This window comes from Photobacterium sp. GB-56 (assembly GCF_003026105.1).
Lineage (GTDB): Bacteria > Pseudomonadota > Gammaproteobacteria > Enterobacterales > Vibrionaceae > Photobacterium.
In genome coordinates, this window is record NZ_PYNW01000010.1 from 86157 (window position 1) to 109445 (window position 23289).

At 40.9% G+C, this 23289-nt stretch carries 27 protein-coding genes; 15 read left to right on the forward strand and 12 right to left on the reverse strand.

The window, feature by feature from the left end; translation table 11 throughout:
- Positions 1-5: 5 nt before the first annotated feature.
- The 3 genes from C9J42_RS14290 to C9J42_RS14300 all read right to left on the reverse strand — a co-directional run bounded on the left by C9J42_RS14290 (position 6) and on the right by C9J42_RS14300 (position 3364).
- Complete coding sequence (locus C9J42_RS14290; protein ID WP_107287690.1) at positions 6-1100, reverse strand: glycosyltransferase; 1095 nt, start codon at positions 1098-1100, stop codon at positions 6-8.
- Positions 1097-2206 (reverse strand): glycosyltransferase family 9 protein, encoded by a 1110-nt coding sequence (locus C9J42_RS14295; protein WP_158259287.1) that lies wholly within the window; start codon positions 2204-2206, stop codon positions 1097-1099. Before C9J42_RS14295 ends, C9J42_RS14290 begins: the two co-directional genes overlap by 4 nt.
- Positions 2207-2341: 135 nt before the next feature.
- The gene (locus C9J42_RS14300) at positions 2342-3364 is read right to left on the reverse strand and encodes a WavE lipopolysaccharide synthesis family protein (protein ID WP_233220747.1); all 1023 of its coding nucleotides are present in this window, start codon (positions 3362-3364) and stop codon (positions 2342-2344) included.
- 98 nt (positions 3365-3462) lie between these two features.
- Here C9J42_RS14300 and C9J42_RS14305 point away from each other — a divergent pair, with 98 nt between their 5' ends.
- Genes C9J42_RS14305 through waaA form a run of 6 tightly spaced genes read left to right on the forward strand, consistent with a single transcriptional unit; the run spans position 3463 to position 9600 of the window.
- On the forward strand, positions 3463-3843 hold the full coding sequence (locus C9J42_RS14305) for an HAD-IIIC family phosphatase (protein WP_107294679.1): 381 nt from the start codon (positions 3463-3465) through the stop codon (positions 3841-3843).
- The gene (locus tag C9J42_RS14310) at positions 3834-5414 is read left to right on the forward strand and encodes a capsular biosynthesis protein (protein WP_107292479.1); all 1581 of its coding nucleotides are present in this window, start codon (positions 3834-3836) and stop codon (positions 5412-5414) included. Before C9J42_RS14305 ends, C9J42_RS14310 begins: the two co-directional genes overlap by 10 nt.
- Positions 5411-6142, forward strand: a complete 732-nt coding sequence (locus C9J42_RS14315) for a glycosyltransferase family 2 protein (protein WP_107292478.1) — start codon at positions 5411-5413, stop codon at positions 6140-6142. The genes C9J42_RS14310 and C9J42_RS14315 overlap by 4 nt, the downstream gene beginning before the upstream one ends.
- Positions 6143-6189: 47 nt before the next feature.
- Positions 6190-7272, forward strand: coding sequence for a glycosyltransferase family 4 protein (locus tag C9J42_RS14320; RefSeq protein WP_107302087.1), 1083 nt, complete (start codon positions 6190-6192; stop codon positions 7270-7272).
- A 15-nt stretch (positions 7273-7287) separates the two neighbouring features.
- Positions 7288-8313 carry a lipopolysaccharide heptosyltransferase II gene (waaF, locus tag C9J42_RS14325; RefSeq protein ID WP_107302088.1) on the forward strand — a complete coding sequence of 342 codons (1026 nt, stop codon included), beginning with the start codon at positions 7288-7290 and terminating at the stop codon, positions 8311-8313.
- Between the two features lie 12 nt (positions 8314-8325).
- Positions 8326-9600, forward strand: a complete 1275-nt coding sequence (waaA, locus tag C9J42_RS14330; RefSeq protein ID WP_107302089.1) for a lipid IV(A) 3-deoxy-D-manno-octulosonic acid transferase — start codon at positions 8326-8328, stop codon at positions 9598-9600.
- 41 nt (positions 9601-9641) lie between these two features.
- Here the strand turns inward: waaA and C9J42_RS14335 are convergent, their stop codons facing one another.
- The gene (locus C9J42_RS14335) at positions 9642-10346 is read right to left on the reverse strand and encodes a 3-deoxy-D-manno-octulosonic acid kinase (protein WP_107260593.1); all 705 of its coding nucleotides are present in this window, start codon (positions 10344-10346) and stop codon (positions 9642-9644) included.
- An 89-nt stretch (positions 10347-10435) separates the two neighbouring features.
- Between C9J42_RS14335 and C9J42_RS14340 the strand changes: the two genes are divergently transcribed.
- Genes C9J42_RS14340 through coaD form a run of 3 tightly spaced genes read left to right on the forward strand, consistent with a single transcriptional unit; the run spans position 10436 to position 12769 of the window.
- Positions 10436-11494: a glycosyltransferase family 9 protein gene (locus C9J42_RS14340; RefSeq protein WP_107302090.1), complete on the forward strand. Its 1059-nt coding sequence runs from the start codon at positions 10436-10438 to the stop codon at positions 11492-11494.
- A 7-nt stretch (positions 11495-11501) separates the two neighbouring features.
- Complete coding sequence (locus C9J42_RS14345; protein ID WP_107302091.1) at positions 11502-12278, forward strand: glycosyltransferase family 2 protein; 777 nt, start codon at positions 11502-11504, stop codon at positions 12276-12278.
- 8 nt (positions 12279-12286) lie between these two features.
- Positions 12287-12769: a pantetheine-phosphate adenylyltransferase gene (gene coaD, locus C9J42_RS14350; RefSeq protein ID WP_107302092.1), complete on the forward strand. Its 483-nt coding sequence runs from the start codon at positions 12287-12289 to the stop codon at positions 12767-12769.
- A gap of 31 nt (positions 12770-12800) precedes the next feature.
- On the opposite strand, the gene C9J42_RS14355 is transcribed toward coaD, so the two are convergent.
- The 6 genes from C9J42_RS14355 to radC form a co-directional block, all read right to left on the reverse strand.
- Positions 12801-13805: an NAD-dependent epimerase gene (locus C9J42_RS14355; RefSeq protein WP_107287682.1), complete on the reverse strand. Its 1005-nt coding sequence runs from the start codon at positions 13803-13805 to the stop codon at positions 12801-12803.
- A gap of 142 nt (positions 13806-13947) precedes the next feature.
- Complete coding sequence (mutM, locus tag C9J42_RS14360; RefSeq protein WP_107287681.1) at positions 13948-14757, reverse strand: bifunctional DNA-formamidopyrimidine glycosylase/DNA-(apurinic or apyrimidinic site) lyase; 810 nt, start codon at positions 14755-14757, stop codon at positions 13948-13950.
- Positions 14758-14772: 15 nt separating this feature from the next.
- On the reverse strand, positions 14773-15291 hold the full coding sequence (locus C9J42_RS14365; protein WP_107287680.1) for a hypothetical protein: 519 nt from the start codon (positions 15289-15291) through the stop codon (positions 14773-14775).
- Positions 15292-15462: 171 nt separating this feature from the next.
- Positions 15463-15630, reverse strand: a complete 168-nt coding sequence (rpmG, locus tag C9J42_RS14370; protein ID WP_005371942.1) for a 50S ribosomal protein L33 — start codon at positions 15628-15630, stop codon at positions 15463-15465.
- 13 nt (positions 15631-15643) lie between these two features.
- On the reverse strand, positions 15644-15880 hold the full coding sequence (rpmB, locus tag C9J42_RS14375) for a 50S ribosomal protein L28 (protein WP_005371944.1): 237 nt from the start codon (positions 15878-15880) through the stop codon (positions 15644-15646).
- 172 nt (positions 15881-16052) lie between these two features.
- Positions 16053-16727, reverse strand: a complete 675-nt coding sequence (gene radC / locus C9J42_RS14380) for a DNA repair protein RadC (protein ID WP_107207443.1) — start codon at positions 16725-16727, stop codon at positions 16053-16055.
- 233 nt (positions 16728-16960) lie between these two features.
- Here radC and coaBC point away from each other — a divergent pair, with 233 nt between their 5' ends.
- The 3 genes from coaBC to slmA all read left to right on the forward strand — a co-directional run bounded on the left by coaBC (position 16961) and on the right by slmA (position 19463).
- A complete protein-coding gene (gene coaBC / locus C9J42_RS14385; protein WP_107207442.1) occupies positions 16961-18175 on the forward strand; it encodes a bifunctional phosphopantothenoylcysteine decarboxylase/phosphopantothenate--cysteine ligase CoaBC in 1215 nt (404 codons plus the stop codon).
- An 8-nt stretch (positions 18176-18183) separates the two neighbouring features.
- Positions 18184-18639, forward strand: a complete 456-nt coding sequence (gene dut, locus C9J42_RS14390; protein ID WP_107207441.1) for a dUTP diphosphatase — start codon at positions 18184-18186, stop codon at positions 18637-18639.
- Positions 18640-18872: 233 nt separating this feature from the next.
- A complete protein-coding gene (gene slmA / locus C9J42_RS14395) occupies positions 18873-19463 on the forward strand; it encodes a nucleoid occlusion factor SlmA (protein WP_005371955.1) in 591 nt (196 codons plus the stop codon).
- A gap of 76 nt (positions 19464-19539) precedes the next feature.
- Here slmA and pyrE read toward each other — a convergent pair whose 3' ends face one another.
- Complete coding sequence (pyrE, locus tag C9J42_RS14400; RefSeq protein ID WP_045083819.1) at positions 19540-20181, reverse strand: orotate phosphoribosyltransferase; 642 nt, start codon at positions 20179-20181, stop codon at positions 19540-19542.
- 145 nt (positions 20182-20326) lie between these two features.
- Positions 20327-21043, reverse strand: a complete 717-nt coding sequence (rph, locus tag C9J42_RS14405) for a ribonuclease PH (protein ID WP_105061152.1) — start codon at positions 21041-21043, stop codon at positions 20327-20329.
- Between the two features lie 227 nt (positions 21044-21270).
- Between rph and C9J42_RS14410 the strand changes: the two genes are divergently transcribed.
- The 3 genes from C9J42_RS14410 (at position 21271) to rpoZ (ending at position 23289) form a co-directional block, all read left to right on the forward strand.
- Complete coding sequence (locus tag C9J42_RS14410) at positions 21271-22134, forward strand: YicC/YloC family endoribonuclease (RefSeq protein ID WP_107207520.1); 864 nt, start codon at positions 21271-21273, stop codon at positions 22132-22134.
- Positions 22135-22335: 201 nt separating this feature from the next.
- Positions 22336-22962: a guanylate kinase gene (gmk, locus tag C9J42_RS14415; RefSeq protein WP_107207440.1), complete on the forward strand. Its 627-nt coding sequence runs from the start codon at positions 22336-22338 to the stop codon at positions 22960-22962.
- A gap of 51 nt (positions 22963-23013) precedes the next feature.
- Positions 23014-23289 (forward strand): DNA-directed RNA polymerase subunit omega, encoded by a 276-nt coding sequence (gene rpoZ, locus C9J42_RS14420; protein ID WP_005371960.1) that lies wholly within the window; start codon positions 23014-23016, stop codon positions 23287-23289.

Sequence of the window (23289 nt, forward strand, 5' to 3'; positions counted from 1 at the left end):
GGGCCTTATAGCCCCTCTTTTTTTACTTTATATATAAAATCAATATATTCTTGAGCAATATTTTCAGCAGAAAATTTATCATAGCTCGATAATAGTATCTCATTATCTACATCTATTAATATTTCATCTATTTTTTTAGCAATAACATCTGGTTCGAATGAATCAACCAAATACTTCAATAAATCCCCTGAAAGGATTTCAGAAGGCCCACTTGGACAATTGACACTGATCGCTGGAGTACCACAAATTAATGATTCAACAAGTACGTTACCGAACCCTTCATGACTTGACGTCAATATTAACATTTTAGCTTGGCGCATAATTGAATAAGGGTTTAAACAGAAAGGATAAATAAAGACTTGATCTTCTACTCCTAATATCTTTGCCTTATTTCTTATATCCTGTTCTAAACTGCCTTCACCTATGATGACAAGGTTGATCTTACTTTTCATCTTAACAAGAGTTTCAAGCAATAAATTTAGATTTTTCTGCTTCTCTAATCGCCCAACAAAAACAATAAAATTTTCTGGCAATTCATAAATAGTATTTTGTAAAGATAGTTTTTTTATTTCTTCTAATGAAAATGGATTATAAATCCTAGATATTGACTTATAACTATTTTTTGACTTTTCTATTAAAAACTCTTTTATTCCATCAGATACACAAACAACATGCTTACCTGAAATCTTTTTAGTTATTTTCTTTTTATATTTCCAACGTTCATATATATTTTTATTATTATAAGTATATTCATCTGAGTTATGAACACAATAAATTAGTCGAGGGTCATTAATATAAGAGATAATATCATTTGTCTCACCATGTTCAGAAAAAATAACATCAAAATTTTTTTCTTTTTCTTCTTTTTTTAACCATTGTAAAAATTTTTCAGCTTGAATATTCGCTTTTTTATATTTAACTTTTTCGGTAATGGATAAAACATGATGTTTTATATTTTCTGATACAGCTAAATCTGTTTCAGAAGTCAGAGTAATAAACTCACATTGATGTCCAAGTTTTGTTAATGTTTCTGCTAAACGAACAGTAACAACCTGAACCCCTTCAACCTTCAGATCTCGTAAAAAAAATCCAATTCTCATTGTATTGCCTTCAATATATTTGCTCTGGCTTCTTCTAGTTGTTCATATCCGAACTCATATACATATACACTATCATTATCGCAAATAGGCTCTCGATTAAAGATGGTCTGAGAATGTCTACCTAATGGTTTCCACTCTTCGTAATTCATTCTATTTTCACGATATATACCAATTACAGGTTTATCTAATGCCGAAGCCATGTGTACTACTGCGGTATCAGGAGTAAATGTAAAATCAGCCTTATCGATAATAGCTAAAGACATTTCAAGGCTCGCTTTATCTGTCGGTAAGAGCAAATTAGACGAAGAAAATTGGCTGTTCAGCTTCGTTAAAAACTTCTCTTCACCTGGCGTTGGTAATAAAACCAACAAGTCTTCAGGATGCTTCTCCAACCAATATTTCATCAAAGATGCTGCTTTTTCAAAGCTAAATCGTCTATATTTTCCTGAACCAAAAAAGTTAATACCAACTATATTTTTATAATCTTTATCTATTATTAATGAGTCGAGAAATTCAAGCTCTTTATTATAGTTTGGTACAGGAGGTTTTTCAGAAGTCAAACAATCTTTATTCGTTAAAATTTTTGTCGCATTAATATATCGTTGATAAAAATGCGTTTGATTACTGTCAATAGAAACATCAATGATATTAAATCTATCCGCACTGAATCCTAAATAATGTTTAGCATTTATGTATTTCGCAATAAATATCTCTTTGTAAGAAAAACCATTTGAAACATCAACAAATACGTCATATTTATTTTTATAAGGCTGTAATGTTTTACGTAAATTATGCTTGCCTAATAAAATATATTCATCGATAAAAGAAACTTTATTTAACCATAACTTAGTTGTTTGACGACATATAACGGTAATTTTTATGTCTGGGCGATGTAAACGCAGGTTATTGATAAGAATGCCTGCCATAATACAATCACCAAGCTTATCATCCCAACGAAATATAACTATATGCTTCACATCTTCTGCGCAAAAAACATCGGAACAGTCCCGATGATCATAAAGCGCACAAGCCGCTTTAAGTTTTATCGCTTTTTGTGTATTTCGAACGGTGCGCCACTTTGCTTTTAGTCGCTTAATCAAATTCATCTGATAACCTTTACTAAACATTTTTCATAAATACAATGATGATATTCGATATCTTCATTCTATTAATGCGACAATATTATCAACACCAAACACATCAGTTAATTCAACCGAACACTTACTTTAACTTATTATTTTTTAAAAAAATTTAGTACGCCTACATAAATTAATCTTCGTTTCAAAATACACAGGAAAGACGTATAAACAACGTTCAAAAAATAGACCAAGCTTTTCTTTTAAAGGGTAGTTTACGTCAAATCTAGCATCACAATATTTTTTATAGAGCTCCTGCCACTCTCTATATTGATAATGAGCACACTTCCCTTTCGGCTTAGAAACTCTCACCTTTTCTTTAAATTTCTTACATAGTCCTAAACCAATATCTTCTGCAGAAGCAACAACTAAATTATTCGCCATGCATAACTCTGATTGATAAATGGTATGTTTGTTATTATCTAGCAGTCCATTTAAGTGAATAGTTGGATCAAACTGTTTTAAGGCATTAAGAAAAAGTAATTGTGTACAATCAACAGGGTAGTCTGGATAGCCATCATTTAACATCCCCGGCTTAGTTAAGGTAAATTCAGGAATTAATTCAAACTGCCACAGCGCCAAAACATCTTCGGTTAAACCAAAATAAAAGAAATCACTAACATGAAAAGCGACTCGATGCCCCTTCGCATATTTACGTGTAAAAATATTTGGCACAACAACCCGCTCTTTTAAAAACTTAAACGCATCGCAACGACTTTTATATTGCTGTTGAATATTTATAAAATCATTCGATTCGAGGTAATTATCACTTCTCAGCTTTACCACATATTTGGTTTGTACTTGCTTTAATCCAGCTAGCGTCGATACTATTTGACGGTTATTGTTATAATACTGTGGAGTTCCATTTTTCTTGTAATATCGAGTATTGGGGCCAGGATCTTCACTTATGACTAATTGATCATAATCTAAGCCCGCTAAATCTTGATCTTTCCATGTCGACAGTATGATATGAGCGCCAGGTAGCATCTGTCGCACTGACCTTAAACAACGCTGGGTTATGCCATCTTCTTGTTGTCTATCCGCAAATGTCTGAACCGGTCCTTGGACAACGACAGTAATTTCTTCAAACGGTATAGAATTGTTATTAATTTTTAAACCCAAGTCCAAAATAGGGATACCTCGTCATCATTTATGACAAAAAAAGACTTCATTATATTAATCAGATAAACTATTGGGCAAACATTCTACATGAAGATTGACCTAAAATGAAAAGACTGGTTGTTGATTTAGATGGCACCTTAACGCAAGCTGATACCTCTGATTATAGGAATGTAAAACCTCGAAAAGAAATTATCGATAATTTATACACTTATAAAGAAAAAGGCTTTGAGATCGTTATTTTTACTGCCCGCAATATGCGTACGCATGATGGGAATATCGGTAAAATTAATATCCATACTTTACCACTTATCATCGAATGGCTAGATAGATACAATGTTCCTTATGATGAAATAATTGTTGGTAAGCCTTGGTGTGGTCATGACGGCTTTTATATTGATGATCGCGCAATTCGCCCGTCTGAATTTGCAGCCCTCTCTCACGACGAAATCAATGCATTAATTGCAAAGGAGAAAGTATGTTCTTAATCATGTCAGCGGCCTATGTTGATATGGAATTACAATCTGAGTTTGGTGCTCTTCCCCCAAGTTTTCTTCCGCTTGGTAACCGTCGTTTATTTCAACATCAAAACACTGTTATTCCCCAAGGTATAAAGAAATATATTTCACTTCCTGAATCATATTCAATATCTCCAACGGATGCGACTTGGCTAGAAGAAAATAACTTCACGATATTATCAACGCCTGACGGTTTATCGCTCGGTGCATCGCTCGTTGCTGCCATAAGTCTTATCGAAGATAATTTCGACAGTCCTCTACATGTATTATTTGGCGATACACTAATTACTCAATTACCACTTGGTAATAATCTCGTTGCAATCACTGAGGTAGAAGACGGTTATAATTGGGCCACAATTAACAATAGCCCGAACTCTCCATGGTTATCAGCAAAAAATACCTTTACATCGAGTAATCAAATGGTTTGTGGCTATTTTAAATTCAATCAGCCGCGACAATTAATTCGACTTATCACCCAAAGTCATTGGGACTTTCTTGAGGCTCTCAATCGTTACCACAACCAAATTGGCTTACAAACAATCAGTACTGATCATTGGCTTGATTTCGGACACGTTAATACGTATTACCGCTCAAAAGCAAAGTTCACGACGCAAAGAGCTTTTAACGAATTGCTCATCACTCCAGACTGGATTGAAAAATCAAGCTCAAAAAATATAAAGATTAAAGCCGAAGCAAAGTGGTTTGAACTATTACCTTTCGAGATGCGCCACTTTATCCCTCAGTTTATGGGATCACAAGAAAGCCAAGGACGCTATAAATATCGTTTAGAATATTTACACCACACGGCATTAAATGAGCTGTATGTTTTTTCTGAATTACCGACAATTGTTTGGAACAACATCTTTAACAGTTGTATTAACTTTATATCTCAGTGCCAAGAATTTCCCGCACCGCATGACGTCACTTGTTCTTCGCTAGATGATCTCTTTGGCGAGAAAACAGCAAGTAGACTAATTGAGTTCTGTGCCACCCGACACATATCACTCGAAGATACTTGGTTGTTTGATGGAGAAGAAATCACATTAAATGATATTCTCAGCACCTCATCACAATGGCTACCAACAGATAAATCGCAACCATCAGTCATGCATGGCGACTTTTGTTTTAGCAATATTTTATATGATTTTAGAACCAATCGAATAAAGACCATCGATCCACGAGGATTGACACCGAATAATGAACTCACCATTTATGGTGATACTCGTTACGATATTGCAAAGTTAAGCCACTCGGTACTAGGACTCTATGATTGGATCATCGCTGGCTACTATCACGTTGATATAACGAATAAAGATATTACTCTGCACATCCCAAGTACTCAGAGACAGCAAGATTTACAACAACTATTCATTGAGATTGTAGGAAAGAAATTTAATCTTACCCCTATGAATTTGTATGCGATGCAAATCCAATTATTTTTATCAATGTTGCCGCTACATAGTGATGATCAGCAGCGCCAAGATGCACTTTTTGCTAACGCATTTAGACTTTACCAAATATTGAAAAGGTATGCCCAATGATAATCATTCCGATGGCAGGCTTAAGCTCTCGCTTTTTTAAGGCTGGATACACGCAGCCTAAATACATGCTAGATGCGCATGGTATGTCTCTTTTTGACCATGCTGTAACCAGCTTCAAAGCCTATTTTTCAACAGAGACTTTTTTATTTATTGTGCGTGATGTTTACCAAACACCCATTTTTGTGGAACAACGTGCGAAAGCTCTAGGGATACAATCTTTCTCCATCGTGACTTTGACACAAGAAACCCGAGGGCAAGCGGAGACCGTCTACCTTGGCTTACAACAAATTGAGCAAGATAAAAGCCAGCCAATCACTATATTTAATATCGATACCTTCAGACCTGATTTCATTTACCCCGATTTATCTTTATTAGGTCAAGGCTATCTCGAAGTATTTAAAGGTAGCGGCGATAACTGGTCTTTTGCCAAGCCTCGTTCAACACACTCAACTGAAGTTGTCGAAACAGCAGAGAAACGAGCAATCTCTGATTTATGCTGTACTGGTCTTTATCATTTTGCCCACCAGCAAGATTTTGAAACGGCCTATCAGCACTATCTTGCTTTGCCACAAGAGGAATGGGAAAAGGGAGAGCTTTATATTGCCCCGATGTACAATTTTCTCATCAAGAACAATCAATCAATTCACTACCACCTAATCGATCGCGAAGATGTTATCTTTTGTGGCATTCCTAGTGAGTATGATGACTTTAAAGCTTGTAGAATATAAACCTACTCGTTTATTTTGATAAACATTTAAATCGACTGAGCAAAATAATGAGAATAATGATAATAAGCTCCTATATGGATGCTTGGAACAGCGTTAGACCAGAAGCCGAAATGTGTATCGAGATGGTCAAACAAGGTCACGAAGTCACGATTATCACCCAAGGTGATGCGCCTTATGTCGAGCGTTTTCGTGAAGCTGGAATAACGGTTATCGATTGCTACCCAAGTCGTAAAATTTGCTTCAACACAATAAAAACAATTCGTCATGAACTACGCCAACACCATTATGATGTGGTGTATGCGCTTAACTCTAAAACTATCCCTAACGCTGCGTTTGCTTGTATTGGTTTTCCGGATACAAAACTTATTAGCTACCGTGGCACTGTTGGTGGTATTTACCGTCATGACCCATCATCATATTTAACCCATCTTCATCCTCGCGTGAATGGTATTTCTTGCGTCGCAGAAGCGGTTACAGAGTCTGTACGGAGCGTTGTTAAGCTAGCACCTGAAAAAGTTCAAACCATTTATAAAGGTCATGACTTAGCTTGGTATCAAGCAGATGCTCTGCCACGTGAGCAAATCGGCTTAACCGATGATAATATTATTGTTACCTGTGTCGCCAATGCACGTAAATCCAAAGGCGTGCATGTTCTGCTTGATGCCGCTAAGCAATTAGCTGATATCGACAATCTACATCTGGTACTCGTTGGTCGTGATATGGATACGGAAGAAAATGACCAACTAGCAGCAAACAGTGGCATGCAGGATCGTATTCACTTTTTAGGTTATCGCTCTGATGTACCTGAAATCATGGCGACATCCGATATCCAAGTGCAGCCATCTATTAGCGGTGAAGGTCTACCCAAAACAATTATCGAAGCGATGGCAATGGCAAAACCTTCCGTTGTCACAACTACTGGCGGCAGTAAAGAGTTAGTAGAAGAAGGTAAAACCGGATTTGTGGTTGAAACCAATAATCCTCAAGCATTAGCTGATAAAATTAAACAATTAGCAGAATCTAAAACAGTACGCGTTGAAATGGGACAGAATGCACAACAACGATTAAAAGCCCATTTTTCAATCCAAGAAACAACAAAGCAGCAGCTGAACTTCTTTCAAAGCGTATAAACCAACGGTTGTAATGTGAAAATATTAATTATTGGCCCATCATGGGTTGGCGATATGGTAATGTCGCAATGTCTTTATACCGAGCTTAAAAAGCTTCACCCTGACGCTATCATTAATGTGATGGCGCCCGGCTGGTGTAAGCCCGTGCTTGAACGCATGCCTGAGGTCAATCAAGCGATTGAAATGCCGCTTGGCCATGGCGATCTCAATCTGTTTGCTCGCTATCAATTAGGTAAAATTCTTCGCGATGACAACTATGATCATGCGTATGTTTTACCTAATTCAGCCAAATCAGCATTAATCCCCTTATTTGCCAAGATCCCAGTTCGTACCGGCTGGAAAGGTGAGATGCGTTACGGTTTACTTAATGATCTGCGCAATAACAAAAAATCATTCAATTTGATGATTGAACGCTATATTGCACTCGCGCATCCGGCAACGGAAATGACAGGCTCGGGCTGTTTAACTGATATGCCACATCCAAAGCTTACCATCGACGCCACAACTCAAAATGAAGCGATAACTAAGTTCGGTTTAAATCGAGAAAGAACCGTGATTGGCTTATGTCCAGGTGCTGAATTTGGTCCAGCAAAACGTTGGCCGGAGCAACATTTTGCAAAAGCTGCCGCAACGCTGATAGAGCAAGGTAACCAAGTATGGTTATTCGGCTCAGCAAAAGATCGTGAAGTGACCGATAAAATAAAAGCCAGCCTGCCGCAGGAAATGCAAACGCATTGCCAAAATCTTGCTGGTAATACGTCTTTAATCGAGGCAATTGATTTACTTGCCGCCTGTAAGACCGTCGTTAGCAATGACTCTGGCCTAATGCATATTTCAGCCGCTGTTGGCTGTAATATCGTGGCGTTATACGGCTCAACATCACCGGGTTATACCCCACCGCTAGCTAAGCATGTTGAAGTATTAAATACCGATATCAGTTGTCGCCCATGCTTTAAGCGCGAGTGTCCATTAGGTCATTTGAAGTGTTTAACAGAGCTGACACCTGATTTAGTGGTTGATGCGATCAATAAGTTGCAATAAGCGTAAGTGAATATGTTACTGAGAATCGTTTATACCTTACTGCTTGCTCTGGCTTCCCCGTTACTTCTGTTTGGACTATACAAACAAAAGCCGGGGAAACCTCGTTTTGGCGAGCGTTGGAAAGAACACTTTGGTTTTACGCCTGTCGTTAATGGTAAGAAACCTATTTGGATCCATGCCGCATCGGTTGGAGAATCTATTGCCATCACGCCGCTAATCAAAGCGCTAAAAGAGCAATATCCAGCGCAAGCTATCGTGGTAACAACAACAACCAGCACAGGTGCGGGGCAAATAGCCAAGCTAGGTGATTTGGTTGAACACCGCTACATGCCGATTGATTTTGCTTGGTGTGTACGAGGCTTTCTCAAAACGGTGCAACCTAAACTAATGTTGATTGTTGAAAAAGAACTCTGGCTCAATACGCTAGCAACTGTTAAAAAACAGCAGATTCCAATTGTAATAGCTAATGCTCGCTTATCAGAACGCTCTGCTCAACGTTATCAATCGGCAGCGTTTTTTACCCAACCACTACTCAATAATGTCGATAGCATTCTTTGTCTTCATCAAGACGATGCAAAACGCTTTATCGATATTGGAGCGGCCAAAGAGAAGGTTACGGTAACAGGCTCGATTAAATACGATCTTACTATTACGCCAACGGTCCTTGAGCACGCAGCACAATTACGTTCACAACTGGGTCAAGATCGCCCTGTGTTCATTGCTGCGAGTACTCACAAAGGTGAAGATGAGCAGGTATTTACGGCTTTTAAGACGATATTGCAGCACAACGAAAATGCATTACTCATCATCGTTCCTCGTCACCCTGAACGCTTCAATGATGTTGAAATATTGGCAAAACAGCAATTTCAATTGTCCGTTCATCGCCGTACTAATAACGCTAAATTTACGTCACAAACCCAAGTGTATTTAGCCGATACCATGGGTGAGATGCTATTACTTCTTGCTAGTAGTGATGTGGCGTTTATCGGGGGAAGTTTGATCGGTGATAAAGTCGGTGGACATAACCTACTCGAACCTGCCGCAGTAGGAAAACCTGCTATCACAGGCCCTAGCTACTACAACTTTATCGATATTACAGAGCAACTACTGCAAGCTAACGCGATAGAAGTCTGTCAAGATAGCACCGAGCTAGCACAGCAAGTGATTGAGTTATTTGATAACCCAGAACGTCAGCATGTGATGGGAGAAAACGCTAAAAAAGTGGTAGAGCAAAATCAGGGCGCAGTGCAACGCACCATTGATAATATAACTAACTACCTGCATTAAATTCGTAGCGATGAGAGCCCACACTCATCGCTACTTCATCCCTAACCTTGTTGATAGCCATCGCATAACGCTTGCCAATCTTGAGCTTGCCATTGAATATTACGCTTCTTCACTTCTTTGATAAATGAGCGCTCTAAACGGGCTAAGTTATCTTTTTTCCAACTTTCACCCTGTTGCTGATAGCATTTATCAAAGTCAATCAACCAAACTTGCTGCTTCATATCAAGCAAGATGTTGTGGGCATTTAAGTCGGTGTGGCAAACCTGCAGATCATGCATCTTACGGATCATAATACCAATTTGACGCCAAACCGAACTTGGCAAAGATGACTTGATAAGTAGCGCAACGAGATCACGGCTATGAGGAATTTTCTCAACCAAAATATCTGCGCGATAAACACAGCCCTTCTTTTCCGCTTTTGCGGCCACAGGGCGAGGAACATTTACCCCACCTTCTCGTAAGACTTTTAGCAGCATCAATTCAGCATAACTCCGGGTCTTATCCCAACCAGTAAACCAATAACTGTCACTCACCAACTTACCAAATAAGCCACCACGACGATAATGACGCAATGCCATTTCCATTTTATCGCCAGCAACGAACCAAGTCGTGCCCCGTCCTTGCGCCGAGCCGACAATTGCATTTTGTTGACGCCAAAAATCAATCTCAAAGCAACAATGCGGATCGACAGTTAAATAATTGTCATCAAACCATATCATTTGCTGTTCATGGCTAATTTTCTGCACTGTTGTCTTTCTCCTGTTTATTTTGGTTTATTTTACAATTACCAGCGCTAACTGCATAATTCGCTAACCACTTTTTATTAGGTACCACTATGGCTTTGTTTACCACTGCGCCTCAATCTATCTGTATTTTACGGCTATCCGCTATTGGTGATGTGTGTCATGCGATCGCTGTAGTACAAGCCATCCAAAAACATTGGCCAGAAACCAGTATTACATGGGTAGTGGGCAAAACAGAAGCTCAGCTTGTGGGTACACTGCCTAATGTCAAGGTGGTTATTTTTGATAAAAAAGCAGGCTGGCAAGGGATCAAGGAAGTTTGGAATACCTTGAAAGATCAAAAGTTTGATGCCTTACTCGACATGCAAGTAGCGCTACGCGCAAGCCTATTATCTTTAGGAATTAAAGCACGTTATAAAGTTGGCTTTTCACGCCAAAGAGCCAAAGAGGGACAATGGCTCTTTACGAATAGAAAGCTGCCACAAACAAATGCTTCTCATGTACTTGATAACTTTGCTGAGTTTGCTCGCTACATAGGCGTACCTTTTACAACTCCAGATTGGCAGATCCCATTATCAAGTGAAGATATGGCCTTTGCTCAGCAATATACCAACAGACCAACATTGATCATCTCACCGGCTGCTAGTAAAGATGAGCGTAACTGGCTTATAGAGCGCTATGCTGCCGTTGCAGATCATGCCGTTAGCAAAGGATTAAATGTCATCCTATGTGGTTCACCGACACAACGTGAACAAACGTTAGGTGAGAAGATCATACAACATTGTCATCACCCTATTACTAACCTTATTGGTAAAACAAGCCTGATCCAGTTAACCGCATTACTAAAATATGCAACGGTTGTTATCGCTCCCGACTCAGGTCCAGCCCATTTAGCAACCACACAGGGCACTCCAGTGATCGGTTTGTACGGGCATAGTAATCCAACACGCACAGGCCCTTATCTTAGCCAACAATATGTCGTCAGTGTGTATCAACAATTTGCAGAAAAGCATTATGGCAAACCTGTCTCAGAACTTCCTTGGGGAGCACGAGTGAAAGGCAGTGATATTATGGTTGCAATTTCTGTTGAGGATGTTATCACCCAACTTGATACCATCATCGACCCCTTAACTTTGACCCAATCACAGTGAGAAAACAATGAACCAGCAAAACACCCAACCAAGCCTTGCTGTTGCACTGATTGTAAAAAATGAAGCCAAGCATCTGGCGGCATGTTTAAACTCAGTAAAAGATTGGGTTGATGAGATCGTGATCCTTGATTCTGGCAGTAGCGATACAACAGAAGCCATTGCACGCCAATATACTGACAAATTTTTTGTCAGTCATGATTGGCCTGGTTTTGGTATGCAACGTCAACGTGCTCAACAATATGTTGAGAGCGATTATATTTTATGGCTTGATGCTGACGAACGAGTAACGCCAGAGCTACGTCTATCGATTCAACAAGCTGTCGCAAGCAATCACATCAATACGGTTTATCAAGTTAATAGACTCAGCACAGCATTTGGTAAATTTATTCATCATTCTGGTTGGCATCCAGATTGGATCTCGCGTTTACATCGTCGCAATGAAACCCAATATAATGACGTCAAAGTACATGAGTCTCTTGTGATCCCTGCTAATGGCAAAGTCGAAAAACTAACGGGTAATTTAGAACATTACACTTTTGAAGATTTCTTTGAGTTTCAGCGCAAACAACAAAAGTATGCAGAGCTTTGGGCTGAAGAAAAGTTTTTAAAAGGCAAAAAATCATCTATTGCCTCTGCTGTTATCCACTCTATGTTTAGCTTTATTCGAACTTACATTCTTAAAGCTGGTTTTCTAGACGGTAAGCATGGGTTTATTATTGCTTGCATAAACGCCCAATACGTCCTAAATAAATACTTAGGTCTTCACCTAAAGCACAAGAAGTAACGACAATTATGACAACTCGAGTAATTTATCCTGGCACTTTCGATCCTATTACCAACGGTCATTTAGACTTAATTGAGCGTGCAGCTGCAATGTTTGATCATGTGATTGTTGGCGTTGCTTTTAACCCAAGTAAAAAGCCACTGTTTGATCTTAATGAACGCGTAGAACTAGCAAGTAAAATTACCAAACACCTAGATAATGTAGATATTGTTGGTTTTTCAGGGCTGTTGGTTGATTTTGCTAAAGAGCGCAACGCCACCATTCTAGTCCGTGGTCTGCGTGCAGTATCCGATTTCGAGTATGAATTTCAGCTCGCCAATATGAATCGTCGTTTGATGCCAGAACTAGAAACTGTCTTCTTAACCCCAGCAGAAGAAAATTCCTTCATTTCTTCAACCATTGTTAAAGAAGTCGCATTACACAAAGGGGATGTCAGTCAGTTTGTTGATCCACTCATTACTGAAGCATTATTAGAAAAGTTTGTAAAATAGACATTAAAAAAGGCGCTTTATGCGCCTTTCCTTATTTTTTGTAAAACTCGCGATACCAATCAACAAAGGCTTTTACACCTTCTTTGACTTTCACTTCAGGCTTATAGCCCGTCGCTTTAAATAAATCGTCTGTATCTGCGTACGTCATGTAAACATCACCCGGTTGCATGTCCATGAAGTTTTTCTTCGCTTCAATGCCCAATGCCTCTTCCAACGCTTCAATATAATCCATCAGTTTTACAGGGCTGCCGTGACCGATGTTATACACGCGGTATGGGGCAGAGCTGGTTGCTGGTGAGCCAGTTTCTACTGTCCAATCAGCATTGGGCTGTGGGATCACATCCTGAATACGCATCACACCTTCAACGATATCATCGATATAAGTGAAATCGCGGCGCATATCGCCATGGTTATACACATCGATCTCTTTACCTTCCATTATCGCATTGGTGAATTTAAACAATGCCATATCTGGACGCCCCCATGGGCCATAAACAGTAAAGAAGCGTAAGCCCGTCGTTGGAACACCGTAAAGATGCGAATAGGTATGTGCCATCAACTCATTAGATTTTTTAGTTGCAGCATAAAGTGAAATGGGATGGTCAACGCTATCTGCCGTATTAAACGGTGTCTTATGATTTAAGCCATACACTGAGCTTGAAGACGCATAAACCAGATGCTCAACCTTATTATGACGACAACCTTCTAAAATCGTGAGATGTCCCACCAAGTTACTATCAGCATAGGCCAATGGATTATCAATCGAGTAACGTACGCCTGCTTGTGCCGCTAAGTGGATAACGCGGTTAAATTGCTGCTCTGCAAATAAGTTAGCAATACCCTCACGATCCGCTAAATCTAATTCGATAAAAGTAAAACTTGGATGAGCAATACGAGCTAAACGCGCTTGTTTAAGTGATACATCGTAGTAATCATTAAGATTATCGATACCAATGACTTGATGGCCTTGAGCACATAAACGTTCGGTGATTGCACTACCAATAAAACCAGCAACACCAGTGATGAGATATTTCATTTTTCTATCCTCAATAACGCTTCATTATGCGCTACTCAACCTAAATACTGTGGGCATAATACCATTTTAGAACAATCAACAAAGGTTAATCCCAAACCAACTGACTCAATAATAATGATACCTAGGTTAATTATTATCGAACCTACTTCTGGCAATCACTGCAGAACACTGTCGCGCGTTGACCTATTTTGGCTTCACTTAAAGCCTTACCGCATTTAGGGCAAGGTTTACCTGCTTTACCATACACCTGCAGCTCCTGTGCAAAATATCCCGGTTTTCCGTCTGCGTTTTTAAAATCTTTTAATGTCGTACCGCCCTGTTGAATGGCAAAGGCTAATACCGATTTGATCTCTGCCACCAGCTTCGTCATACGAGCAAGTGAGATTTTGCCAGCCGCACGTTTAGGGTGAATACCAGCCGCAAACAGAGATTCATTGGCATAAATATTACCCACACCAACAACCACATGATTATCCATAATAAATTGTTTTATTGCTGTCCGTTTTCCCTGTGCTTTTTCATGTAGATATTCTACGTTAAAATCGTCGCTCAGCGGCTCTGGACCCATTTTATCGAGCACAGGGTGTGTTACCCCTTTCTCTTCCCATAACCACGCGCCAAAGCGCCTAGGATCGTTATAGCGTAGCACTTCACCACTAGTCAGAACCAAATCAACGTGATCGTGTTTTTCAACCGGGGTTCCGACGGGTAAAACGCGTAAGCTGCCTGACATCCCTAGATGCACAATCGCATAACCGACATCCGTTTCTAGTAACAAGTATTTAGCGCGACGTGTCACCCCACGAATCACTTGCCCTTCTATCGCTTTAATCGCTTCAGGAATAGGCCACCGCAATCGAGGATTACGGATAATAATTTGTTTTACCGTTTGATCGATGACATGAGGAGATATCCCCATTCGACTCACTTCTACTTCTGGTAATTCAGGCATGACTCAATCTCGTTTTTATTGGTTATTTGATACAGACGTCGGAAACAGATAATCCGCAGCAACAGACACAGCAACCCATTGTTGACCATTATTGAACAACCAAAATTTAGGTAAGGCATAAACCGTTAATCGAATCGGTTCTACTTGTTGCTCCCCCAAAACTTCTATCGTCTGTGGAGGCGGTAACTGTAAACTTAACTTTGATATTGTTGCTTCATCCACCACAGTGCCTTGTAGATGTTGCCAACGTTGTATTAACTCACTGGCTGAAATCGATAACTTAGACGAGCTTTGCCACTGCCCGTTACTTTGCTTAAGCGTAAAATGTGGAAAAACAACCCGCTGAATCAAAAGATCTGGCGAGAGGACAAAAACAGTATTGGGAATATTATTTACTTGCTCGGTTACAGTTTTTGTCACCGCTTCTTTGGGGGTAAATCGTTCGCGAAGTAAATCGGGCAATTTAATTATCGCGATAAAGCACAGCACACCAATGATGATAATGTTATTCCAGCCACGTCGAGTTAAGCGCATTCATCCATTCCTGTCTTATCTTAATGAGAATAAAGATAACACTGGTAAGGTCATTGCACCATTGGCAGATAAATAAGTAACAGAAAGGAAGTCAGCGGTGTTAAATAGAAAAGTAATAGATATAAAAAAACCCAGCTAGGCTGGGTTTTTATCAAAGATTGATAAAACCAATTACTTGATTTTAGCTTCTTTGTAAAGCACGTGCTGGCGAACTACTGGATCAAATTTCTTGATCTCAAATTTGCCTGGCATGTTGCGCTTGTTCTTGTCGGTAGTGTAGAAGTGGCCTGTACCAGCAGATGATACTAGACGGATCTTCTCACGAATGCCTTTAGCCATTCTTTAAATCCTCTTAAACGTTCTCGCCGCGAGCACGCATTTCACCAAGAACGACATCAATGCCTTTCTTATCGATGATACGCATGCCTTTCGCAGAAAGGCGTAGTTTAACGAAGCGTTTTTCGCTTTCTACCCAGAAACGATGAGTTTGCAGGTTCGGCAGAAAACGACGCTTGGTGGCATTACGTGCGTGTGAACGGTTGTTACCCGTTACAGGACGCTTACCAGTTACTTGGCATACTCGGGACATTACTGTCTTCTCCAAATCGTTTCAGCTCGATATCTACTGTAGAAATTCACTGTAAAAATAATTTTCACAGATAACCACAGCTATCAAAGGTCGCGCATTATACTAAGTCAAAACCAGTTGCTCAAGTCCCGAGCAGATCCTTTCTCACTTTTTTATCGAAAAATCGGCTATTTTATAGCCAACCACGCTCGGTGAAAGAAACAATCTCTCCATCACCAACAACAAAATGATCCAGAACACGAATATCGACCAAAGCCAGCGAATCACTGATTTTGCGCGTTATTCGACGGTCAGCCTGACTAGGTTCAGCGACGCCTGATGGGTGATTATGCGCTAAAATGAGCGCTGCTGCATTAAGTTCTAGTGATCTTTTTACAACTTCACGTGGATAAACGCTCGCACAATCGATCGTTCCTTCAAATAAAACCTCTCCTGTGATCACTCGGTGCTGGTTATCTAAAAACAGGATATAAAAGGCTTCACGCTGTTTATCACGTAATTTTCTCGCTAAATATCGACGGGTATTTTGCGGGCTTGTGAGGACATCATCTTTTTTTAAAGTTTCTTCTAGATACCGCTCATTCAGTGCTAAAACTGCCTGCAATTGTGCAAATTTTGCCGGTCCCAAACCTTTAACCTGACAAAATATCTGTTTTTCAGCACCAAGCAGTGCTCGAAGAGATCCAAACTCATCCAGTAAATGGGTCGCTAATTCCAGTGCATTCATTCCTTGAGTACCGGTGCGTAAAAAAATGGCTAATAATTCAGCATCGGTTAATGCATCAGAGCCATGAGATAATAATTTTTCTCGCGGTCGCGATGCGGCTGGTAATTGCTTTAATGACATAATCCCTCCCATTGATATGCCACTAGCAAAACAGCCGACACCATTATCACAACCTAACAAGACGCTTTTTTAGAAAACAGTCACAGCGAAAAAGTAATCAATAAAATATTCAGTACTCAAAATGCGAGGCATACAACTTCCCATTCAATTCAGAGTTGATCCGAATCGATGATCAAAAATTACTTTGGTGGTATCTTGTTGCCAATTTATAAGCCCAAGACACAGGCAGACGAATGCAAACACTGGCAGGAAAAAAAATTCTTCTCGGCATTAGCGGCGGTATCGCTGCTTACAAATGTGCAGAGCTCACCCGACGACTTATTGAACGTGGGGCGCAAGTGCGCATTGTCATGACCACAGCTGCAAAAGAGTTTATAACCCCACTCACCATGCAAGCCGTGTCAGGCCACCCCATTTCAGATAGCTTGCTAGATCCTTCCGCAGAAGCGTCCATGGGTCATATTGAATTAGCTAAATGGGCAGATTTAGTCCTCTTAGCACCTGCGACCGCGGATCTGATTGCTCGAATGAGTGCGGGGATGGGCAATGACTTACTGACAACACTGTGTCTCGCAACCGATGCACCAATCGCTGTTAGCCCTGCGATGAATCAGCAAATGTACCGCAATATCGCAACACAAGAGAATATTGCCACCTTACAACGTCGCGGCTGCCGTATTTGGGGACCTGCAAGTGGTGAGCAAGCCTGTGGTGATGTAGGCCCTGGTCGTATGCTAGAACCCATGCAACTGGTACATTGCTGCGAAGACTTTTTTCAGCCACAAGACCTTAGTGGTCTAAATATTGTGGTAACGGCAGGTCCTACACGAGAAGCTATTGATCCAGTACGTTATCTAAGTAACTACAGCTCAGGAAAAATGGGCTACGCCATTGCTCAAGCAGCAGCAAAGCGTGGTGCAAACGTCACCCTAATCAGTGGCCCAGTAAATTTAACCACACCTGATGGTGTAACGCGTATTAATGTCAGTAGTGCCCAAGAGATGCACCAAGCGGCACTTGAACATGCCGTTAATCACCACATTTTTATTGCTTGTGCTGCCGTTGCAGATTTCCGTCCAGCTCATCTCGCAACTCAAAAGATGAAAAAACAAGACGGCAATGATGAGATGGTGATTCAGTTAGTGAAAAACCCTGATATTGTTGCCAGCGTAGCGGCCTTAACAGAAAACCGCCCATTTACGGTCGGGTTTGCAGCAGAGACACAAGATGTTGAGCAATATGCACGTGGTAAACTGGCAAAGAAAAACCTTGATATGATTTGCGCCAACGATGTGTCGGTACAAGACCAAGGCTTTAATAGTGATAACAACGCGCTACACCTTTACTGGTCTAACGGTGATAAAGCACTACCTCTTGCTGCCAAATCAGAGCTTGGGCTGCAATTAGTCAATGAAATTATTAACCTTTACCAACAAGCGAAACAATAGAGCAAAATATGAATAGTATTGATCTGAAGATTCTTGACCCACGAGTTGGCAATGAATTCCCACTCCCAGCGTATGCAACCGAAGGTTCTGCTGGTTTAGATTTACGCGCTTGTTTAGATGAAGCATTAACCGTCGCACCGGGTGAGACCCATCTTGTACCAACAGGTCTTGCGATCCATATTGGCGATTCAAATCTTGCGGCAACCATCCTGCCTCGCTCAGGCCTTGGCCATAAGCACGGCATTGTTTTGGGAAATCTTGTTGGCCTTATCGACTCTGATTACCAAGGTCAATTAATGGTGTCGGTGTGGAACCGAGGTGAAACCACATTTACTATTGAACCAGGTGATCGTATTGCTCAATTGGTTTTCTTACCTGTGGTACAAGCGCAGTTTAATATCGTTGAAAATTTTAATAGCACAGATCGTGGCGAAGGTGGTTTTGGTCATTCAGGCCGTAGCTAATCGCTATTGATGTTAAAAAAGCGTGATCTAATTAGCCATGTATTATCAATTTTGATGATAAAATAAAGGCAACATATTAAAGCAAAGCGCAACCTCTTCAGCTTGCGCTTTTTTTGCGAATAAAAATACGTACATTTCGATTGCGCTACTTTTCACAACGCCAAGGCATCGCTAAGATAGGCGGGTTTCATACTGTCCATGGACAGTCTCATTTTGTAAAGGAACGATAATTCATGGCAGGCACCAAAAAGAACAATCGCCGCGAGGAAATACTTCAGTGCTTAGCGCATATGCTGGAGTCCAACCAAGGCAGTCAACGCATCACGACCAAAATGCTAGCCGCGAATGTTGGAGTTTCAGAAGCTGCACTCTACCGCCACTTCCCAAGCAAAGCGCGTATGTTTGAAGGGTTAATTGAATTTATTGAAGATTCAATTACCACGCGTATTAACCGCATTTTAGATGATGAAAAAGATACACTGAACCGTTTACGTATGGTGATGCAGTTCATCCTCATGTTTGCTGAGCGTAACCCAGGTTTAACTCGTATCATGACTGGCCATGCTCTGATGTTTGAACAAGATCGTCTTCAATCTCGTATTAATCAACTGTTCGAACGTGTTGAATCGCAACTTCGCCAGATCTTAAAAGAGCGTAAAATTCGTGAGGGTAAAGGCTTTCCTGTTGATGAGTCAGTTTTAGCAGCACAACTTCTAGGTCAAGTAGAAGGCAGTTTAAACCGCTATGTTCGCTCTAACTTCAAATACAAGCCAACGGCAAACTTTGATGAATACTGGGAGCTATTAAGTGCGCAATTAGGCTAATACTTAGTTGACGGACACAAAAAAGCGAGAGCCTCAGCCCTCGCTTTTTTATTATCTCTTTTTTCTTAAGCCGTACTTATACACCATACTCGGCACGGTACGCTTTTACCGCTTCAAGATGTTGTTCCATGCCTGCTTGCTCAGAAAGGTAGGTCACCACATCGCCTAGCGAGACAATTGAAATAACCGCACAACCAAAGTCACGTTCAACTTCTTGAATCGCAGATAATTCACCTTGGCCTTTTTCTTGACGATCAATCGCCACTAAAACGCCAGCTAAATCTGCGCCATTCGCTTTAATGATTTCCATTGACTCACGAATCGCCGTACCTGCCGTGATCACATCATCAACTAACATAATACGACCGTCTAGTGCGCTGCCGACTAAATTGCCACCTTCACCATGATTTTTTGCTTCTTTACGGTTAAAGCAATATGGCGTATCAACATCATGGTGATCAGCAAGGGCAACTGCCGTTGTGGTTGCAATCGGGATCCCTTTATACGCTGGGCCAAACAACACATCAAATTCAATCTTGGCATCAACCAAAGCTTCAGCATAAAAACGACCAAGACGTGCTAAATCACGACCGGTATTAAATAAGCCAGCATTAAAGAAGTACGGACTCTTACGACCTGACTTCAATGTGAACTCACCAAATTTTAATACACCTTTCTCTAGGGCAAATTCAATAAACTGACGCTGATATGCTTTCATTGTGTCTCCTTAAACTACTTCTCTGTGTTTTAACAATGTACCTGTTACCTAACACTCATCAGGTAACAACTAAAACCAACAAGTACTCCACTTGATATTCAGTTTTAGCTAAAAAAAAGCGGCTCCCAATAGGAACCGCTTAATATCAATTTGCTAACGCTTGCTTCTGCATCGAAATAATATCGGTTATACCGTCTTTCGCCAGAGCCAGCATTGCCAGTAATTCTTCATGGCTAAAGGCTTCACCCTCGGCAGTACCTTGGATTTCAATCATCTTGCCTTCTTCTGTCATCACCACATTCATGTCGGTTTCAGCCGCTGAATCTTCAAGATATTCCAAATCGCAAATAGGTTCGCCTTTATAGATACCCACAGATACCGCAGCGACCATACCTTTCAGTGGGCTTTTCTTAATCATGCCTTTTTCTAGCATGTAATTAATTGCATCAACCAGTGCCACCATCGCACCGGTAATAGATGCGGTACGTGTGCCACCATCAGCCTGAATAACATCACAGTCAACGGTGATCATCTGCTCGCCTAATACTTTTAAATCAACCGCAGCACGCAAGCTACGTGCAATAAGACGTTGGATTTCCATCGTACGTCCACCTTGCTTGCCACTCGCAGCTTCTCGACGGTTACGCGTATGCGTAGCACGAGGTAACATGCCATATTCAGCCGTCACCCAACCTTGGCCTTTGCCTTTTAACCAGCGCGGAACATTTTCTTCTACACTCGCGGTACAAATAACCTTGGTATTACCAAACTCAACCAGTACTGAACCTTCAGCATGGGCTGTATATTGGCGAGTAATAGTGATTGGACGAACTTGAGTCGCACTTCTTCCGCTTGGACGCATCGGGATTTCCCTTTGGCTGGATGATATTAACCGGCGATTATAGCGATAACTCAATCTCAGTGCACGAGAAAACGATAACGTAAGCTGACAAACAGTAGCCCCTTGAGGCCAATATCGCATATAATCTCAACACCCGGTAACGACGCACCTGTTATGAATAATTAAGACTTATCGTGGGTAACGGTAAGTTAGTCGTCGCACCATTCTCAACTAAAAGGCCAAAAGCCATGATCCATAGTATGACTGCTTATGCCCGTCGCGAAATTAAAGGCGATTGGGGCACTGCTGTGTGGGAGATCCGCTCAGTAAATCAACGTTATCTTGAAACCTACATTCGTATGCCTGAGCAATTCCGTAGCTTAGAGCCAGTATTACGTGAGCGTTTCCGTAAACGTCTTGCTCGCGGTAAAGTGGAATGTAATCTACGTTTTGAAGCCAATATTGCCGCAAACACAGCACTAACCATCAATGAAGCGTTAGCAAAACAAGTTATTACTGCTGCTAAATGGGTAAAAGAAACCGCGGGTGAAGGTAATATCGGCCCATTCCAAGTCCTTAATTGGCCGGGGGTGATGGAAGCGCCAGAGCAAGACTTAGATGCGATTAACAAAGATCTACTGACGGGTTTTGAACTCGCTATGGATGACTTCATTGCCGCACGTGCAAGCGAAGGCGATAACATGAAGCAGCTTATCGACCAACGTCTGGATGCTATTTCGGTTGAAGCAACCAAGGTACGCACTATGATGCCAGAAATCATCAACTGGCAGCGTGAGCGCATTATGTCTCGCCTTGAAGAGGCAAAAGTTGATCTTGATGCGAACCGCATTGAACAAGAGCTGATCATGCTCGCGCAAAAGAGTGATGTCGCAGAAGAGCTTGATCGCCTTGATTCTCACGTGAAAGAAACCCAAAAAATCATCGCAAAAGGTGGCGCATGTGGCCGTCGTTTAGACTTCATGATGCAAGAGTTCAATCGTGAATCTAACACCCTCGCATCAAAATCAATCAACACTGAAGTCACAGCTTCTGCAGTTGAACTTAAAGTCTTGATTGAACAAATGCGCGAACAAATCCAGAATATCGAATAACTCGATAATCGCTCAATCAAGGAAGCCATTGCTTCCTTGGTTGTGGTTGATTAGCTGCTGCAATTATGAAAAACGCATTAAAGCCAACTAGGCTTAAGCTATATCGCACAAAAAGATGAATTTTCCAGCAACTAGCTAATTTCAATTATGCGCAGATCATGATAATCTTCGCGCCCTTCTATCACTGAGTGAAAATAGGCAATGAGCAAAGGTACTCTATACATCGTGTCGGCCCCAAGCGGTGCTGGTAAATCAAGTCTGATTAATGCCCTTCTTGAAACAAACCCGACCTATGACATGAAAGTATCCGTGTCCCACACAACTCGTGGTATGCGCCCGGGTGAAGAACACGGTGTTCATTACAATTTCGTTAGCGTAGAAGAATTTACTGACTTGGTAGAACAAGGTGCATTCCTTGAACATGCAGAAGTATTCGGCAACTACTATGGCACTTCACGCCCATGGATCGAAGAGCAATTAAATAAAGGAATTGATGTATTCCTTGATATCGACTGGCAAGGTGCGCGTCAAATTCGCACACAAATGCCAGCGGCTAAGAGCTTATTCATCCTTCCTCCTTCAAAAGAGGAATTAGAGCGTCGTCTAAATGCGCGCGGTCAAGATAGCGAAGCTGTTATTGAACGTCGTATGCAAGAAGCTCGTTCAGAAATCTCACACTACGATGAGTATGATTATGTTATCGTAAATGATGATTTTGATGTTGCTTTAATCGACTTTAAAGCAATTATTCGTGCTGAACGATTGAAGCAAGACAAACAAGCTGCTAAATATAAGAGCATGTTGTCTGCACTACTAGCAGATCAGTAAGTTATTTTGTACAATTTTCTATTCCTAATTTAATAACCACTGGAGTCCTCCATGGCACGCGTAACCGTTCAAGACGCTGTTGATAAAATTGGCAACCGTTTCGATCTGATCCAAATTGCTGCTCGCCGCGCACGTCAAATGCAAACCGGCGGTAAGGATCCATTGGTTCCTGAAGAAAACGACAAGTACACAGTAATTGCACTTCGTGAAATCGAAGAAGGCCTAATTACTAAAGATATCCTTGATGCTCGTGAGCGTCAGGAACTGCAAGAGCAAGAAGCTGCTGAATTAGCAGCAGTTAGTGCTATTGCTGGCGACCACCGTTAA